Source organism: Cytobacillus firmus NBRC 15306, assembly GCF_001591465.1.
Classification (GTDB): Bacteria; Bacillota; Bacilli; order Bacillales; family Cytobacillaceae; genus Cytobacillus; species Cytobacillus firmus.
Genome location: NZ_BCUY01000008.1, coordinates 41656 through 58525, shown reverse-complemented (window position 1 = coordinate 58525; position 16870 = coordinate 41656). Strand labels below are relative to the sequence as shown.

Here is a 16870-nt window from a genome sequence, read left to right as displayed (position 1 = left end):
ATGTTAGAGTTTAAAGACGATCAGTTAATGAGAACAGCTGATATACTTTTATATCATAAATAATCATAAAATATGAATTTTGAGAATATTCATAAATTATGATAGAGTTAAAGGGCACATAAAAAAGAGAGATACTGAAGGGGGAATTTAGACTAGTGAGACATTGGTTAAAAGGAATCATAGCAGCTGCTTTTGCATTGGTCCTGGCGGCATGCGGATCAGAGGAAGCGTCTAAAGGCGGAATGGATCTTGTAGACGAAGACAAATTTACATACGCCGCTTCGGGAGAATTCAAACCTTTTAGTGTTACAAATGATGATGGAAGCATGAGCGGCTTTGATATTGATGTTGCCGAGGCTGTAGCAAAAGAACTCGGGCTTGAGCCGGATCAGCATAAATTTAAGTTTGGCGGTATTGTGGAGGGTGTTAAATCAGGCCGTTTTGATGCAGCAGTAGCCAGCCACACTATCACAGAAGAACGTCTAAAGGCAGTCAATTTTTCAACGCCATATTACTATTCAGGCCCGCAAATCTATGTACGGCCAGATAGCACAATTGAGACACTGGATGATCTCAAAGGCAAGGAGATAGCAGTATCGAAAGGTTCTACATATACGGCAAATGCGGAGGGAGTGACAGATAACATTCAGTTTTATGACAGTGATGTTGTCGCATTGGAAGCATTGAGCAAGGGAAAACATGATGCGGTCATCACTGATTTTGTTACAGGCAAAGAAGCCATTGGAGCCGGAATGAAAATTGAAGGCAAAGAGCTGCTTGGCCGCAGTGAGCAGGCAATTGCAGTTGCAAAGGATAACAAAGAGCTGCTCGAAAAAGTGAATGAAGCTCTTGAAACACTTCGCGAGAATGGAACACTCACAGAAATCAGCAAAAAATATATCGGTGAAGATATAACAGTTGATCCTGAGAAGGAATAACATTGCGGGCGGATGTGTATCAGACATTCGCCTGTTTTGTTTTTTACACAAAGTGAAATAGCCATCTGAAGGGGGATTTTTGTGGATTTATTTACAAAGTTTATTGATACATATCCCGTATTTTTAAAGGGGATGCTCTTAACCTTTCAATTAACCATTGTATCGGTGTTTATTGCTATTTTTATAGGACTGTTTTTTGCCTTTCTAAAGATATCAAGAGTGAAAGTTCTGGAATGGATTGCTGACGTCTATATTTTCCTTGTAAGGGGAACGCCTCTTGTTGTTCAGATATTCATATTCTATTTTGGATTGACAGCGCTGGATATTTCACAGTTTTGGTCGGTTGTGCTGGGACTTGCTTTTCACAACGGTGCCTATATTGCCGAAATTTTCAGGGGCTCCATTCAATCAATCGACAAGGGACAAATGGAAGCAGGACGTTCACTGGGTATGACTGCCGGACTTGCGATGAGAAGAATCATTCTTCCTCAGGCATTCCGCCGGGCTATGCCGCCTCTTGGGAATCAGTTTATCATTGCATTGAAGGATTCATCACTTGCATCCTTCATCGGCATGTACGAGCTCTTTAACGTGGCCACAACATATGGTTCCAATGAATATGACTACATGAGCTATTTGCTGATCGTAGCTGTTTACTATTTAGTACTTGTACTTATTTTCTCCATCCTTGTAAATATGGTTGAGAAAAGAATGGCAAGCAGTGATTAAGGGGGAATGAGGAATGAGTGAATCGTACATGATCAAAGTAGAAAAATTGAACAAGTCATTCGGGGATCTTCATGTCCTGAAAGACATTGACATAACAGTGAAGGAAAGTGATGTTGTTTGCCTGATTGGCGCCAGCGGGTCCGGAAAAAGCACACTGCTCCGCTGCTTGAACTTTCTAGAATTAAAAGACAGCGGCAATATCATTTTTGAGGGAGAAAAGGTTGAAAAAGAAACACATGACCTAAATAAAGTAAGAGAAAAAGTAGGAATGGTTTTTCAGCATTTTCATTTATTTCCTCATATGACTGTTCTCGAAAATGTAATGGAAGCACCTTTACATGTGAAAAAGCTTCCTAAGGATCAAGTGAAAAAAAATGCCCAGGAACTATTAAAAAAGGTTGGGCTTTCTGACAAGGAGAACGTATACCCATCAAAACTTTCAGGCGGACAAAAACAACGTGTAGCCATTGCAAGGGCACTGGCAATGAAGCCCGATATCATGCTTTTTGATGAACCGACATCAGCACTGGATCCGGAGCTTGTGGGGGAAGTGCTTTCCACAATGAAGGAGCTGGCCCTTGAAGGAATGACAATGGTCGTCGTCACGCATGAAATGGGCTTTGCAAGAGAAGTGGCAGACTGGGCTGTCTATATGCATGACGGAAGAATTGTAGAAGTGGGACACCCAGAGGATTTGTTTAACAATCCAAAAGAGCAGAGAACCAAAAATTTCTTGGATTCGGTTCTTTAGACAGTTTAGATGGTAAAAGACAGGGAAAAGCTAAATATCCCTGTCTTTTATTTTTTCTTTGATAATAAAAAATATAATCCAATTAGCATTAATAGGATTGGCCAAAACTGCCAAACATCAGAGACGCCATTTTCAAGAAGTCCCATCCACTCAGCTACTCTGTCATAAAACAGGAGTAATGCGGCAAGAATTAAGAATAAGATGCCCTGGAATAATCCTGCTCCTGTTTTCTGGTGCCGAAGAAGGAAGCCTAGCGCAATAATAAGAATGAATGTACCAATATGATCCGGCCAAATTTCGAGGCGGTTCACCACATGAAAATGCAGGCCAAATCCGGTTAAAATAACCCCTGGCAATATGGAGTCATAATCCCTTGCGCCATATCCCTGAATTAAAAAGGCTGCTCCAACGATAATGAGAAGAGTCGGCCAGGAATAAAAAGACTGTAAGGCAGTAAATCCGCTCTGCTGGAGAAAAAAGTAGGCTCCAAATCCGAGTAAAATAATTCCGGGGAAAATACGCTGATTTTTCATAAAAAACACCACTTCCAATAAGGTTCACTTGAATCCGGCAAGTTTTTTTGTTACTGTACATAAGGGAGTATTTGTCTATTTTAGGATTACCTTATATAAGTCTCCTGTTTAAAATATAGTATCATATGTGTTCATTATCTGTTCACATTTAAGCATTAATTGAAAAAATAGAAATGATATAATTAATATTAATGAACTAGGCAATAATTCTGGGGGTGTCAATTTCAATGCATATCTTAGTCGTCGGTCTTAACTATAAAACTGCCCCTGTTGAAATGCGTGAACGTCTAACCTTTAATCCTTCACAATTGGGCGAGGCAATGAAGACTTTAAATGACAAAAAAAGCATTTTAGAGAATGTCATTCTGTCTACTTGCAATCGGACCGAAATTTATGCAGTTGTGGACCAGCTTCATACTGGCCGCTATTATATAAAGGAATTTTTGGCAGAACATTTCAATATGGACCAGAATGAATTTTCTCCATTCCTATTTATTTATGAAGAGGATGGGGCCATAGAGCATTTATTCAAAGTAGCATGCGGCCTAAACTCCATGATCCTTGGCGAGACACAGATTTTAGGGCAGGTAAGGTCAAGTTTTCTGGGAGCTCAATCGGAAAATACAACCGGTACCGTTTTTAACCATTTGTTTAAGCAGGCAGTAACGCTTGCTAAGCGGGCACATTCCGAAACGGAAATAGGGGCAAATGCAGTCTCTGTCAGCTATGCAGCAGTGGAACTGGCTAAGAAGATTTTTGGGTCACTCGAAAATAAACATGTTCTTATATTAGGAGCCGGTAAAATGGGTGAGCTGGCAATCCAAAACCTTCATGCCAACGGAGCCAGCAAAGTAACGGTTATTAACCGTACATTTGAAAAAGCGCAGAATCTCGCATGCCGCTATGCGGGCCAGGCAAAAACGCTGCATGAGCTCCAATGTGCTCTTGTTGAAGCTGATATTTTAATCAGTTCCACCGGGGCCAAAGAATTTGTTGTCACAAAGGATATGATGGCTTACGCAGAAAGAATGCGCAAAGGCAAGCCTCTATTTATGGTTGATATTGCTGTCCCAAGAGACCTGGATCCGAAACTGGCAGACCTGGACAGTGTTTTCCTATATGATATTGATGATCTTGAAGGCATTGTTGAAGCCAACCTTCAGGAGCGTAAAAAGGCAGCCGAAAAGATTCAGCTGATGATTGAAGGGGAGATAGTTGAATTCAAGCAATGGCTGAACCTGCTTGGTGTTGTTCCGGTAATTTCCGCATTGCGTGAGAAAGCACTGGCTATACAGAGTGAAACCATGACAAGCATAGAAAGAAAGCTGCCTCATTTGAGCGATCGTGATAAAAAAGTGCTGAACAAGCATACAAAGAGCATCATCAATCAGCTATTAAAAGATCCTATTTTACAAGCAAAAGAAATGGCTGGTCAGAAGGATTCCGAACAGGCATTAGATTTATTTGTAAAAATCTTTAATATAGAAGAATTTGTTTCAAATCAGCAGAACGTACATGCAGCAGCCAAACCAAAGCACGCATTCGCTCAATCACAGCAGACTTCCTTTCAATCATAAAAGGGGTCCTGTCCATGTTTGACATCTATATGACACGGCTGCATGAATTCACGGTGGTTCTGTATGCCTTATGTGTCTTATTATATTTTATTGATTTTCTTCATCATAACCGGAAGGCGAATAGAATTGCCTTCTGGTTACTTGCATTTGTATGGGTGCTTCAAACGGTGTTCCTAATACTTTATATGATTAATACAGGAAGGTTTCCCGTATTGACCATTTTTGAGGGCCTGTATTTTTATGCCTGGGTGCTTATCACTCTTTCTTTGGGAATCAACAGGCTGCTCAGAGTTGATTTTATCGTCTTTTTTACAAATGTTCTGGGCTTTATCATCATGGCGATTCATACATTCGCACCTGTGCAGATTGATTCGGCTGTCAAAGCGCAGCAGCTCATATCAGAACTCCTGCTGATTCATATAACAGTTGCGATTCTTTCATATGGGGCCTTCTCGCTCTCCTTCGTTTTTTCATTGCTGTATCTTATTCAATATGATTTGCTGAAAAGGAAAAAGTGGGGAACGAGGCTGCTCCGGATAACGGATTTGTCAAAGCTTGAACATATGTCCTATGTATTAAATGTAATCGGTGTACCTATGCTGATGATAAGTTTAATTTTAGGCATCCAGTGGGCATACATTAAACTGCCGCATATGGTCTGGTATGACTCCAAGGTAATCGGTTCATTCATTGTCCTGGCTTTATATAGTATTTATCTCTATATGAAAGTAGGAAAGGGCTTATATGGAAAATCTTTAGCACTCTGGAATTTAGCATCATTTTTAATTGTATTAATTAACTTCTTTTTATTCGGCAAACTTTCATCTTTCCATTTTTGGTATTCATAGAATAGCGGAGGCGACTGTTCGCTGCCAGACATAATTGCAGGAGGCTGTCATGAGAAAAATAATTGTAGGTTCAAGACGAAGCAAGCTGGCATTAACTCAGACCAACTGGGTGATCAGCCAATTGAAAAAGATCGATCCATCCTTTGAATTTGAAGTGAAGGAAATTGTCACAAAAGGTGATAAAATTCTTGATGTTACCCTTTCAAAGGTCGGAGGAAAAGGTTTATTCGTAAAGGAAATTGAACAGGCCATGCTTGATGAGGAAATTGATATGGCTGTACATAGCATGAAGGATATGCCTGCTGTTCTTCCGGAAGGTCTGACAATTGGAAGCATTCCGGAAAGAGAAGACCATCGGGATGCACTCATTTCAAAAGGGCATATCAAACTGAATGACTTAAAGCCGGGATCTGCAATTGGAACAAGCAGCCTGCGCAGAGGGGCACAGCTTCTGGCACAGCGTCCGGATCTCGAGATTAAGTGGATCAGAGGAAACATAGATACCCGATTATCCAAACTGGAAACGGAAGAATATGATGCAATTATTCTTGCGGCAGCAGGTCTATCCAGGATGGGCTGGGCATCGGATGTTGTTACGGAATTCCTGGAGCCGGAAATCTGTGTGCCGGCAGTTGGCCAGGGAGCACTTTCCATAGAGTGCCGTGAAAGTGATAAGGAGCTAAGGGCATTGCTTGATAAATTCACATGCCCTGAGACGAACCAGACTGTGCGTGCAGAGCGTGCATTCCTGCATAAGATGGAAGGCGGCTGCCAGGTTCCGATTGCAGGGTTTGCAACAATTAATGAAACAGGGGAATTGGAGTTAACTGGACTTGTAGGTTCTCCTGATGGAAAAGTGATATACAAGGAGACACTAACAGGTTCAAACCCGGAAGAGCTTGGTGTTAAGGTGGCTGTTAAGTTAACCGGACAGGGAGCTAAAGAGCTTATCGACAGGGTAAAAGAGGAGCTTGACGGGCAATGAAACGGACTTCCCCTTTAGATGGCATGAATGTTCTGGTGCCAAGAGGGAAAAAAGAGGCTCAGTCCTTTTCAGCTCTTATCCGAAGCTATGGGGGGATGCCGGTTGAGATCCCCCTGATTGCTTTTGAGCCTTTGCGGAATAAAGCTTTATTTCAAGCCCGTAAGCAAATTCATACTTATGACTGGGTGATATTCACCAGCAAAACTGCTGTGGATGTTTTTTTTGAGAATTTTAGTCTAAGCAGCCCTTTCCCTAAAATAGCGGTTATCGGCGAGAAAACAAAAAAAATGATTGCTGATAAGGGATTAAAGGTGCAGTTTGTACCCGGAGAATATGTTGCTGAAGGGTTTGTTGAGGATTTTTTGCCGCTAGTGGAAAAAGGGATGAAGGTATTGATCCCTAAAGGAAATCTCGCACGTGACTACATCGCAGCTTCTCTCTCAGAAAAGGGTGCAAATGTTGATGAAATCATTGTTTATAAAACTACTTTTCCACGTGACAGCATCAGCCTGTTAAGAGAACAGCTTTCAGGAAAAGGGTTAGACATTCTTCCTTTTACCAGTCCCTCCACAGTGGATCATTTTATGGAGGCTATAAAGGAGCTTGGTTTTCAGAATGCGGTGAAAAACAGTTTGGTTGGCTGCATCGGCCCTGTGACAAAAGAACGTGCAGAGGCACATGGCCTGCAGGTGCATGCAGTTCCGGAAGAATATACAGTACATAGCATGCTTAAGAGCATTATTAGATATTTAGCAGAAACCAGGAGGGAAAAGTAATGGATCTTCAATTTAACAGGCATAGACGCCTTCGAAAAAGTCCGAATATGAGAGCGCTTATCCGTGAAAACTTCTTGCGCATTGATGATTTAATTTATCCGATTTTCGTGGCAGAAGGTGAAGGCATTAAAAGAGAAATACCTTCAATGCCGGGCATCTTCAACTTATCGCTGGATCATCTGGAAGAGGAGATGACCGAAGTTGTTTCTCTTGGAATAAAGTCCGTTCTCTTATTTGGAATTCCTAAAGAGAAAGATGCATGCGGGCAGCAGGCTTATCATGACCATGGAATCGTACAGGAAGCTACAAGGTTTATTAAAGCTAAATATCCTGAAATCATCATTATTGCTGATACTTGTCTTTGCGAGTATACCGACCATGGCCATTGCGGTTTGATTGAAAATGGAGAAGTGCTGAATGATGCATCTCTGGAACTGCTTGTGCAGACGGCTGTAAGCCAGGCTAAAGCAGGAGCAGACATTATTGCCCCTTCAAATATGATGGATGGGTTTACAGCAGCCATCCGGGCAGGTCTTGATGAAGCCGGATTTGAAGATATCCCGGTTATGTCTTATGCAGTTAAATACGCATCTGCATTCTATGGTCCTTTCCGGGATGCAGCTGACAGCACACCGCAATTTGGTGACCGGAAAGCATATCAGATGGATCCTGCCAACCGCATGGAAGCCATGCGCGAAGCTGAATCTGATTTAATGGAAGGGGCAGATTTCCTGATTGTTAAACCGGGAATGCCTTATTTGGATATTGTACGGGACGTTAAGAACAACATCAATCTGCCAATTGTGATTTATAATGTGAGCGGCGAATATTCAATGGTTAAAGCTGCGGCACAAAACGGCTGGATCGATGAACAGAGAATAGTTATGGAAATGCTTACAGGCATGAAGCGTGCAGGGAGTGATTTAATTATTACTTACCATGCAAAAGATGCGGCAAGGTGGATTAAGGAACAAGGCTAAAACTGCAGATCATTAGTTAATGAAACTCCTTATTAAATAGAAAAGAGGGATGACATGCGCTCTTATGAAAAATCTAACAAGGCTTTTAAAGAGGCAAGCGAATTGATGCCTGGAGGAGTAAACTCTCCTGTACGTGCCTTTAAATCGGTTAATATGGATCCCATTTTTATGGAACGCGGACGCGGCTCTAAAATCTACGATATCGATGGCAATGAATATATTGATTATGTATTGTCCTGGGGCCCCTTAATTCTGGGTCATACGAATGAACGTGTGGTCGAGGGTATTAAAAAAGTAGCTGAAATGGGGACAAGCTTCGGAGCTCCAACTGAAATTGAGAACGAGCTTGCTAAGCTTGTTATTGAGCGCGTCCCATCCATCGAAGTGGTGCGAATGGTTTCTTCCGGAACAGAAGCTACCATGAGTGCTTTAAGACTTGCTCGAGGATACACCGGCCGGAATAAAATCATGAAATTTGAAGGCTGCTATCATGGCCACGGCGATTCTCTTCTAATCAAAGCCGGCTCTGGTGTAGCAACATTGGGGCTGCCTGACAGTCCGGGTGTTCCTGAAGGTGTTGCTAAAAACACGATTACAGTTCCTTATAATGATCTGGACAGTGTAAGATATGCCTTCGAGCAATTCGGAGGTGATATTGCAGGTGTGATTGTGGAGCCGGTAGCTGGAAATATGGGAGTCGTTCCTCCACAGCCAGGCTTCCTTGAAGGCTTAAGGGAAATTACAGAGCAAAACGGATCCCTGCTTATTTTTGATGAAGTAATGACCGGATTCCGCGTTGGCTACAATTGTGCGCAGGGCTATTTTGGGGTGACTCCGGACATTACATGTCTTGGAAAAGTTATTGGGGGCGGTCTCCCAGTCGGTGCATATGGGGGAAAAGCTGAAATAATGAAGCAGATTGCACCAAGCGGCCCAATTTACCAGGCAGGAACATTATCAGGAAATCCTCTTGCCATGACAGCCGGTTTCGAGACTTTAAGCCAGCTGACACCGGATTCCTACAAAGAATTTGAAAGAAAAGCAGACAGACTGGAAGAAGGGCTTAAGGCAGCTGCTGAAAAATATGATATCCCGCACACCATCAACCGGGCCGGATCCATGATCGGCATCTTCTTTACAAATGAAGACGTTGTTAACTATGAAAAAGCCAAAACATCCAATCTTGAATTCTTTGCAGAATACTACAGGGAAATGGCAAACCAGGGAGTCTTCCTGCCGCCATCCCAATTCGAAGGACTCTTCCTCTCAACTGCACATACAGATGAGGATATCGAAAAAACAATCTTGGCTGCTGAAAAGGCATTCTCCAAATTAAAATAAGCAAAACCTGACACTCATCATTTTTGATGAGTGTTTTTCATATTCCCATTAAGCGCTATTTTTCTAATCATAAAGTATCCTCATCCCTCATAGGATTGTTAATGACATAGTGATTAAACGCAAAGATTCGAAGGGAGGAGTCGCTTTGTCTCAGGGGAATCCATCGTGCTTACGATTTTCTTTAGAAGAATCAGTATGGTTTCAAAAAGGACAGGAAGTATCAGACCTGATTTCCATCTCGTTAGACCCCAATATAACAATTCAGGAAAGCGATCAATATGTAACAATCCAGGGAGCACTGGAACTGGCGGGTGAGTATAGACGCAGCGAAGAAGAAGCATCCGAGGAAGAACAAGAGGATTTTGCAGTTACCAAGTTCGTTCAGACAATTGAAGAACGGGGAGAAGGAATTTGTGAATTCAAGCATTACTTTCCTGTCGATATCACCATTCCGAATAATAGAATCCAAAGCATTTACGATATTGACGTTGCGGTAGAGTCCTTCGATTATGTTCTGCCGGAAAGAAGCTGTATGAAGCTGACAGCTAATTTAACCATAACAGGATTATATGGCGATCAGCAGCATGTGCCTGTTCAAGTATGGGAGGAAGAAATTGAACCTGAAACTGAAGAATTAGAGCCTCTGTACAGATCTTCTGAAGCGGTGGAGGAGACAGAGGAAGAAGAGCCGATTCTGCAGGAATGGCCGTCTTATCAGCAGGAAGAACAGGAACAGGAGGAAGAAAGGGAGGAACAGGCATCCACTGAACAGGTTTTCGCTGGTGCCGAGGAAGATATACGGGAAGAGGAACAGCTGGAAGAGCAGCCGGAGACAGCTGAGGTATATATCCCTTTTGAGGCAGAAGCAAGAAAGCAGCCTGAAACGGATGAGCAGGAAGTCATCAAACCTGCAGTGCCTGCAGCGCTTGAAGTAACACAAGACCAGCCGCAAGAAGAACAGACGCAAAAAACTGCACCGGAAATATCTTTCTCTTCTCAGCGCAGTGAAGAGGAAACACCGCCTACTGCACAGGAAATTTATCAAATGACGGAAGGGTCCGAATCAGATAGCCCATCTTTTGAAAAGAAACCTGTCCAGGCAGCTGCACAGGAAACCCCTGAGGAAACAGAGGAATCATCATCCTCTTCAGAACAGGAAGCTAAGAAAAAGAAACTCTCCAAAAAGAAAAGCATGTCGTTAACTGAGTTTTTTGCCCGCAAGGAAGAGTCAGAAGAACATGTTAAACTCAAGGTTTGCATTGTGCAGAACGGTGACACAATTGATGCCATTGCTGAAAGGTATGATATACCGGCTCAGCAGCTATTAAGGGTGAATCATCTGGAAATTAATCAGGATATTTATGAAGGGCAAGTGCTGTACATTCCTGTTGCGGTAGCCCATTAAAAGGTTAAAAGGCTGAGCAGGTATTGATAACCCGCTCAGCTATTTGTTTAACCAAAGTATATTTTTTTCATTCTGGAAAGTGAGTGGTTAAGGTGGAAGAAAAAAATCGGCTGCAGAAAGTCTCTCCCATTTTAAAACATTATTCATTAGAGCCGCATTTTGCAGAGGATTTTGGGAGAGTTCAGAAGGTTTACAGCAGCAAAGGCGTGTTTGCTTTGAAGAGAATAAAGCCTCAGCGTGGAGCGGATTTTATAAGGCATGTACAAACACTCTTTCAAAAAGGCTATAACAGAATAGTTCCAATTTACCCAACGGTGGACGGGAGATATGCTGTGCTCCATCAGAATGAATTATTTTATTTAATGCCCTGGATGTCCAATGAAGAAAAGGAGGACAGATTTGAGCGGCATCAGCAGATGATTAGGGAATTGGCAAGACTCCACACGTTGTCCTCACGGGAAGTTCCTATAAAAAAAGAAGACCGTACTGAACATTATGAAAATACCTTACAGGAATGGGAGAAGGAAAAGGAGTTTCTGGAAGGATTCATCGAGGCCTGCGAACGAAAAGAGTATATGTCTCCTTTTGAGCTGATGTTTTCCCTATACTACCATGATGTCAGCCAGGCACTAAAATTCTCCACAAATAAATTTAAGGATTGGTATGAAAAAACAAAGGAAAGTGAAAAAGCACGTACGGTCATCATTCATGGAAAAGTTTCAACCGAACATTTTTTATACGATGATAGGGGATATGGTTACTTCACAAATTTCGAAAATGCAAGACAGGGATCGCCGCTTCATGATTTGCTGCCGTTTTTATCAAGAACACTGAAAACACATCCAAAAAGATCGGAAGAATGTGTAGAATGGATATACACATATATGAAGTACTCTCCCTTCAGGGACGACGAGATGCTGCTGTTTCAAAGCTACTTTGCTCATCCGAGTCCGATTATCAAAGCTTGCGAACAATATTATAAAGGGGAAGGAAAGAGAGGAGAAAGAAAGGCGGTTCAGCATCTGCAAAGGCAGTACTGGCTTTTAAAAAACATTGAATATGCCGTTATGAGGATCGATGAGATTGAGAGGCAAAAGCAGGAAGCCAAAGCGGCAGCAGAAGCTCAAGCACAGGAAGGAGCCCAAAGCTGAAGGATGCGGGCTCCTAAACCAATTGAAGATGAAAGGCGATAGCGATCAGGATGAACAGCGAAAGCAGCAGTACATCGAAGGTAGTAGGCAATAATATTGTTCTTATGCCTTGAAAAACACAGAACGGGATAATGAATTGTGCACATACATTCCTGAAAGTTCTTAACCAGGGAGGCAGTGTGTAGGGATTATATTTTCTTCTCATTTGCGCATACCCCTTTCCCCAATGTTCTTTTATATATCCTATGATTCTTTTTTCCGTAAAGTGCCTATTTTCATTTTTTCCCCTATAACGTTCTCGCACCCGGCAATGAATAAGGGCAAATTTATCAGCACTTCAATGGAGACGGTGAATAATATATAAAAAACTGGGGAATCCTTATTGACTATAACAGGTTTTTTTCGGTAGTATATTTTATATATAACTTTATATCGATGCTAAGACAGGGAAGAGTACAATGGCCATTTGCCTTTTAGAGAGGAAAACCAGCAGCTGAAAGGTTATCCAGGCAGAACCGTTGGAAGGTCGCCCTAGAGCATCTTTTGCGAAAGGCAGCAGCCAAGTAGTAAAAGACGGGAAATCCGTTATCTGCACAAGTGTCAATCACTATAAGAATGTCTTACCCGGATTTTCTTTATTGGTTGAAAAAAAGGTGGTACCGCGAAGCAAACTCCATTCGTCCTTTTAAGGCGAGTGGAGTTTTTTTATTTTTGCTGATTGCTTTTAGAAAGGAAGAATGACATATGGATAACAATGAATTATCAATGCCGACGAAATATGATCCGCAGGCGATTGAAAAAGGAAGATATGACTGGTGGCTGGAAGGGAAGTTCTTTGAAGCAAAAGACGACGAAACGAAGCAGCCGTATACAATTGTGATTCCGCCTCCGAACGTAACTGGTAAGCTTCATCTCGGCCATGCATGGGATACGACGCTGCAGGATATCCTCACACGAATGAAGCGCATGCAGGGATACGATGTTTTATGGCTTCCTGGAATGGATCATGCGGGTATTGCCACTCAGGCAAAGGTTGAAGAAAAGCTTCGCAATGATGGCAAAAGCCGCTATGATTTAGGCCGTGAAAAATTTGTGGAAGAAACATGGAAGTGGAAAGAGGAGTATGCCAGCCATATCCGCCAGCAATGGTCAAAACTTGGTTTAGGGCTTGATTACAGCCGAGAACGCTTCACCCTTGATGAAGGGTTATCAAAAGCTGTCAGAGAGGTTTTCGTTTCACTTTATAATAAAGGATTGATTTACCGCGGCGAGTACATCATCAACTGGGATCCGTCCACGAAAACGGCCCTTTCTGATATCGAAGTTATTTACAAGGATGTTCAAGGTGCTTTCTACCATATGAGATATCCACTGACAGACGGTTCGGGACATATCGAAATTGCCACTACACGCCCTGAAACGATGCTTGGCGATACTGCTGTAGCTGTACACCCGGAAGATGAGCGCTATAAGCATTTAATCGGCAAGACGGTTAAATTGCCTATTACAGGACGCGAAATTCCGATTGTTGCAGATGATTATGTAGAGATGGATTTTGGGTCAGGTGCAGTAAAAATTACACCTGCTCATGACCCAAATGATTTCGAAATCGGAAACCGCCACAATCTTGAAAGAATTCTTGTAATGAATGAAGATGGCACGATGAACAGCAGAGCCGGTAAATACCAGGGTATGGACCGCTTTGAATGCCGCAAGCAGATCGTAAAGGATCTTCAGGGAGAAGGAGTTCTTTTCAAAATTGAAGAGCATATGCATTCTGTGGGCCATTCAGAGCGCAGCGGTGCGGTAGTTGAACCATACCTTTCAACACAATGGTTTGTAAAAATGCAGCCTCTTGCGGATGAAGCCATCGCACTTCAGAATAAAGAGGAAAAAGTGAACTTTGTTCCGGATCGATTTGAAAAAACGTATCTGCGCTGGATGGAAAATATCCGCGACTGGTGTATTTCACGCCAGCTTTGGTGGGGACACCGCATCCCGGCCTGGTATCACAAGGAGACTGGTGAGGTTTATGTAGGTCATGAAGCTCCTGAAGATAGTGAAAACTGGGAACAGGATAAAGATGTATTAGATACATGGTTCAGTTCAGCATTATGGCCGTTTTCAACGATGGGCTGGCCGGATACTGACTCTGCTGACTTTAAGAGATATTATCCGACTGCTGCCCTTGTAACAGGCTATGACATTATTTTCTTCTGGGTATCACGAATGATTTTCCAGGGTCTCGAATTTACAGGAGAGCGTCCATTCCAGGATGTATTAATTCATGGTCTTGTTCGTGACTCACAGGGACGCAAGATGAGTAAGTCACTTGGAAATGGCGTTGATCCGATGGATGTAATCGACCAGTATGGTGCCGATTCACTGCGTTACTTCCTTTCTACAGGAAGCTCGCCGGGACAGGATCTTCGCTTCAGCATGGAAAAGGTAGAGGCAACCTGGAACTTTGCCAATAAAATCTGGAACGCATCCCGCTTTGCCTTAATGAATATGGATGGATTGAAATTCGAAGAAATTGATTTAAGCGGTGAAAAGTCTGTTGCTGATAAATGGATATTAACCCGTTTGAATGAAACAATCGAGACTGTTACAAGATTGTCTGACCGCTATGAGTTTGGAGAGGTTGGCCGAGTGCTGTACAACTTCATTTGGGATGATTTCTGCGACTGGTATATTGAAATGGCGAAGCTTCCGCTGTATGGCGAAGATGAAGCTGCCAAGAAAACAACGCGCTCTATCCTGGCATATGTTCTGGATAACACAATGCGCCTGCTTCATCCATTTATGCCATTCATTACAGAGGAAATCTGGCAGAACCTTCCTCATTCAGGCGAATCCATTACGGTTGCCCAGTGGCCGGCTGTAAACGATGAATACACAGACAACCAGGCTGCAAATGAGATGAAGCTGCTTGTTGAAATCATCCGTTCTGTCCGCAACAGCCGTGCTGAAGTGAACACGCCAATGAGCAAGAAGATTAAAATGATGATAAGGGCTAAGGACCAGGAAATTCTTGCTATACTGGAAAATAACCGTGCCTATATTGAACGCTTCTGTAATCCTGAGGAACTGGTGCTGGCTTTAGAGGTTGAGACACCCGATAAGGCGATGACAGCAGTTGTGACTGGGGCAGAAATCATTCTGCCGCTTGAAGGCCTGATTAATATCGAAGAAGAAGTGGCCAGACTGCAGAAAGAGTGGGATAAATTAAATAAAGAAGTAGAACGTGTTCAAAAGAAACTTTCCAACGAAGGCTTTATTAAAAAAGCGCCAGAAAAAGTAATTGAGGAAGAGAAAGCAAAAGAACAAGACTACAGCGAGAAGAGAGCAGCTGTAGAAGCTCGCATTAGAGAGCTAAAAGGAGAATAATAAATAGTTGCGGAAGGCGGGTCCATATCAAGGATTCGTCTTCCTTCCTGTATAACGGAGGTGCATATATATGTTTTCTGCTTATGAGGACGCACTGGAATGGATTCATTCAAGGCTAAGACTCGGGATGAAGCCGGGGCTGCAGAGAATGGAATGGATGATGGGAAAACTCGGGCATCCCGAAAGAAGAATTAAGTCTGTTCATATTGGCGGAACGAATGGAAAAGGCTCAACAGTTACGTTTTTAAGATCCATTCTTCAAGAGGCGGGTTATTCCGTCGGGACCTTTACATCGCCATATTTTGAGAATTTCAATGAACGCATTTCTCTAAACGGAACTCCAATTGGGGATGAAGATCTCGTTCAGCTTGCCAATGATATATATCCGCTGGCTGTTGAATTGGAACAGACGGAACTTGGCGGCCCAACCGAGTTTGAAATCATTACCGCCATGGCTTTTCAATATTTTGGCCATGTAAGACCGGTGGATCTTGTGTTGTTTGAAGTGGGGCTTGGCGGCAGATATGACTCCACTAACATCATCTATCCCGTGTTATCAATCATTACAAGCATCGGGCTCGATCATACAGCCATACTTGGGGATACATATGAGAAAATCGCTTTTGAAAAAGCGGGAATAATTAAACCTGGAATTAGTGTTATTACAGCTGTTAAACAGGAAGAAGCACTCGCTGTTATACAAGATAAAGCATTAGGCTTAAAGTCTCCGGTTTATCAGCTGGGGAATGAATTTACTATTTCGGATCATAAATCCCTGGTTCAGGGTGAGTTTTTCTCCCTTCAGACAGTCTTTCAGGATTTCCGTGATCTTGAGACAGGAATGAGCGGGAAACACCAGACTGAAAATGCTTCCCTGGCTGTAATGGCAGCAGAGTTATTAAATAAGTTTTATTCTTTCTTTATAGAGGAAAAACACATAAGAGCCGGATTGAAAACAGCATTCTGGCCCGGCAGATTTGAAATTGTATCTCATGACCCGCTTGTGGTAATAGATGGGGCGCATAATGAAGAAGGGATAGATGCCCTAACAGCTGAGCTGGAAAAGCGTTTTGGGGATCGAAGCAAAAAGATTGTATTTGCTGCGCTGGCTGATAAAAAGCTTGATAAAATGATCAGCAAGCTTGATTCTGCTGCAGACAGCATAACCTTTACAGAATTTAACTTTCCGAGAGCAGCATCAGCTGAAGATTTATATAATCTCAGCAAAAACAGCAGGAAACAATTTCTTACAGATTGGAAAGAGGTATTGGAGACTGAACTGTGCGAATCAGGAAAGAACAGCGTCCTTGTCATAACCGGATCCCTTTACTTCCTCTCAGAAGTGAAGCCTGCTCTTTTGAACCTTTTGGAAAACAATCAATGAAAATATGACAAAAGTTAGAAAATTTGATAAAATGTTTTTATTATCCGACTATTTTCCTGAATAAATTGGAGGAGGGGAAAAA

The 16870-nt window shown here is 42.4% G+C and carries 15 protein-coding genes and 1 other annotated feature; of the genes, 13 read left to right on the top strand and 2 right to left on the bottom strand.

What is annotated here, in order from left to right:
• Nucleotides 1–155: 155 nt before the first annotated feature.
• The 3 genes from BFI01S_RS04150 (at nt 156) to BFI01S_RS04140 (ending at nt 2418) form a co-directional block, all read left to right on the top strand.
• Nucleotides 156–938, top strand: coding sequence for a transporter substrate-binding domain-containing protein (locus tag BFI01S_RS04150; RefSeq protein WP_061791474.1), 783 nt, complete (start codon nt 156–158; stop codon nt 936–938).
• Nucleotides 939–1019: 81 nt separating this feature from the next.
• Nucleotides 1020–1667, top strand: a complete 648-nt coding sequence (locus BFI01S_RS04145; protein ID WP_061791473.1) for an amino acid ABC transporter permease — start codon at nt 1020–1022, stop codon at nt 1665–1667.
• Nucleotides 1668–1680: 13 nt separating this feature from the next.
• Nucleotides 1681–2418, top strand: a complete 738-nt coding sequence (locus BFI01S_RS04140) for an amino acid ABC transporter ATP-binding protein (RefSeq protein WP_061791472.1) — start codon at nt 1681–1683, stop codon at nt 2416–2418.
• 47 nt (nt 2419–2465) lie between these two features.
• Here BFI01S_RS04140 and BFI01S_RS04135 read toward each other — a convergent pair whose 3' ends face one another.
• On the bottom strand, nt 2466–2951 hold the full coding sequence (locus BFI01S_RS04135; protein WP_061791471.1) for a LiaI-LiaF-like domain-containing protein: 486 nt from the start codon (nt 2949–2951) through the stop codon (nt 2466–2468).
• Between the two features lie 227 nt (nt 2952–3178).
• Here BFI01S_RS04135 and hemA point away from each other — a divergent pair, with 227 nt between their 5' ends.
• From hemA to ysxE, 8 genes are all read left to right on the top strand, one after another.
• Entirely contained in the window at nt 3179–4528 is a 1350-nt protein-coding gene (gene hemA / locus BFI01S_RS04130) for a glutamyl-tRNA reductase (RefSeq protein WP_061791470.1), read from the top strand.
• Between the two features lie 14 nt (nt 4529–4542).
• Nucleotides 4543–5376, top strand: a complete 834-nt coding sequence (locus BFI01S_RS04125; protein ID WP_035332624.1) for a cytochrome c biogenesis protein — start codon at nt 4543–4545, stop codon at nt 5374–5376.
• A gap of 49 nt (nt 5377–5425) precedes the next feature.
• Complete coding sequence (gene hemC, locus BFI01S_RS04120; RefSeq protein ID WP_061791469.1) at nt 5426–6361, top strand: hydroxymethylbilane synthase; 936 nt, start codon at nt 5426–5428, stop codon at nt 6359–6361.
• Complete coding sequence (locus BFI01S_RS04115) at nt 6358–7137, top strand: uroporphyrinogen-III synthase (RefSeq protein ID WP_061791468.1); 780 nt, start codon at nt 6358–6360, stop codon at nt 7135–7137. The genes hemC and BFI01S_RS04115 overlap by 4 nt, the downstream gene beginning before the upstream one ends.
• On the top strand, nt 7137–8117 hold the full coding sequence (gene hemB / locus BFI01S_RS04110; protein WP_061791467.1) for a porphobilinogen synthase: 981 nt from the start codon (nt 7137–7139) through the stop codon (nt 8115–8117). Before BFI01S_RS04115 ends, hemB begins: the two co-directional genes overlap by 1 nt.
• A gap of 54 nt (nt 8118–8171) precedes the next feature.
• Nucleotides 8172–9458: a glutamate-1-semialdehyde 2,1-aminomutase gene (gene hemL / locus BFI01S_RS04105; RefSeq protein WP_061791466.1), complete on the top strand. Its 1287-nt coding sequence runs from the start codon at nt 8172–8174 to the stop codon at nt 9456–9458.
• A gap of 145 nt (nt 9459–9603) precedes the next feature.
• On the top strand, nt 9604–10863 hold the full coding sequence (spoVID, locus tag BFI01S_RS04100) for a stage VI sporulation protein D (protein WP_061791465.1): 1260 nt from the start codon (nt 9604–9606) through the stop codon (nt 10861–10863).
• 92 nt (nt 10864–10955) lie between these two features.
• Entirely contained in the window at nt 10956–12014 is a 1059-nt protein-coding gene (ysxE, locus tag BFI01S_RS04095) for a spore coat protein YsxE (protein ID WP_061791464.1), read from the top strand.
• A 13-nt stretch (nt 12015–12027) separates the two neighbouring features.
• Here ysxE and BFI01S_RS23895 read toward each other — a convergent pair whose 3' ends face one another.
• Nucleotides 12028–12219, bottom strand: a complete 192-nt coding sequence (locus tag BFI01S_RS23895; RefSeq protein ID WP_019380294.1) for a YszA family small membrane protein — start codon at nt 12217–12219, stop codon at nt 12028–12030.
• 226 nt (nt 12220–12445) lie between these two features.
• Nucleotides 12446–12702: a binding site (T-box leader), on the top strand.
• A gap of 56 nt (nt 12703–12758) precedes the next feature.
• Between BFI01S_RS23895 and BFI01S_RS04090 the strand changes: the two genes are divergently transcribed.
• Together BFI01S_RS04090 and BFI01S_RS04085 are read left to right on the top strand one after the other, a co-directional pair.
• Nucleotides 12759–15404: a valine--tRNA ligase gene (locus BFI01S_RS04090; protein WP_061791463.1), complete on the top strand. Its 2646-nt coding sequence runs from the start codon at nt 12759–12761 to the stop codon at nt 15402–15404.
• A 70-nt stretch (nt 15405–15474) separates the two neighbouring features.
• Nucleotides 15475–16788, top strand: a complete 1314-nt coding sequence (locus BFI01S_RS04085) for a bifunctional folylpolyglutamate synthase/dihydrofolate synthase (RefSeq protein ID WP_061791462.1) — start codon at nt 15475–15477, stop codon at nt 16786–16788.
• Nucleotides 16789–16870 lie beyond the last annotated feature (82 nt).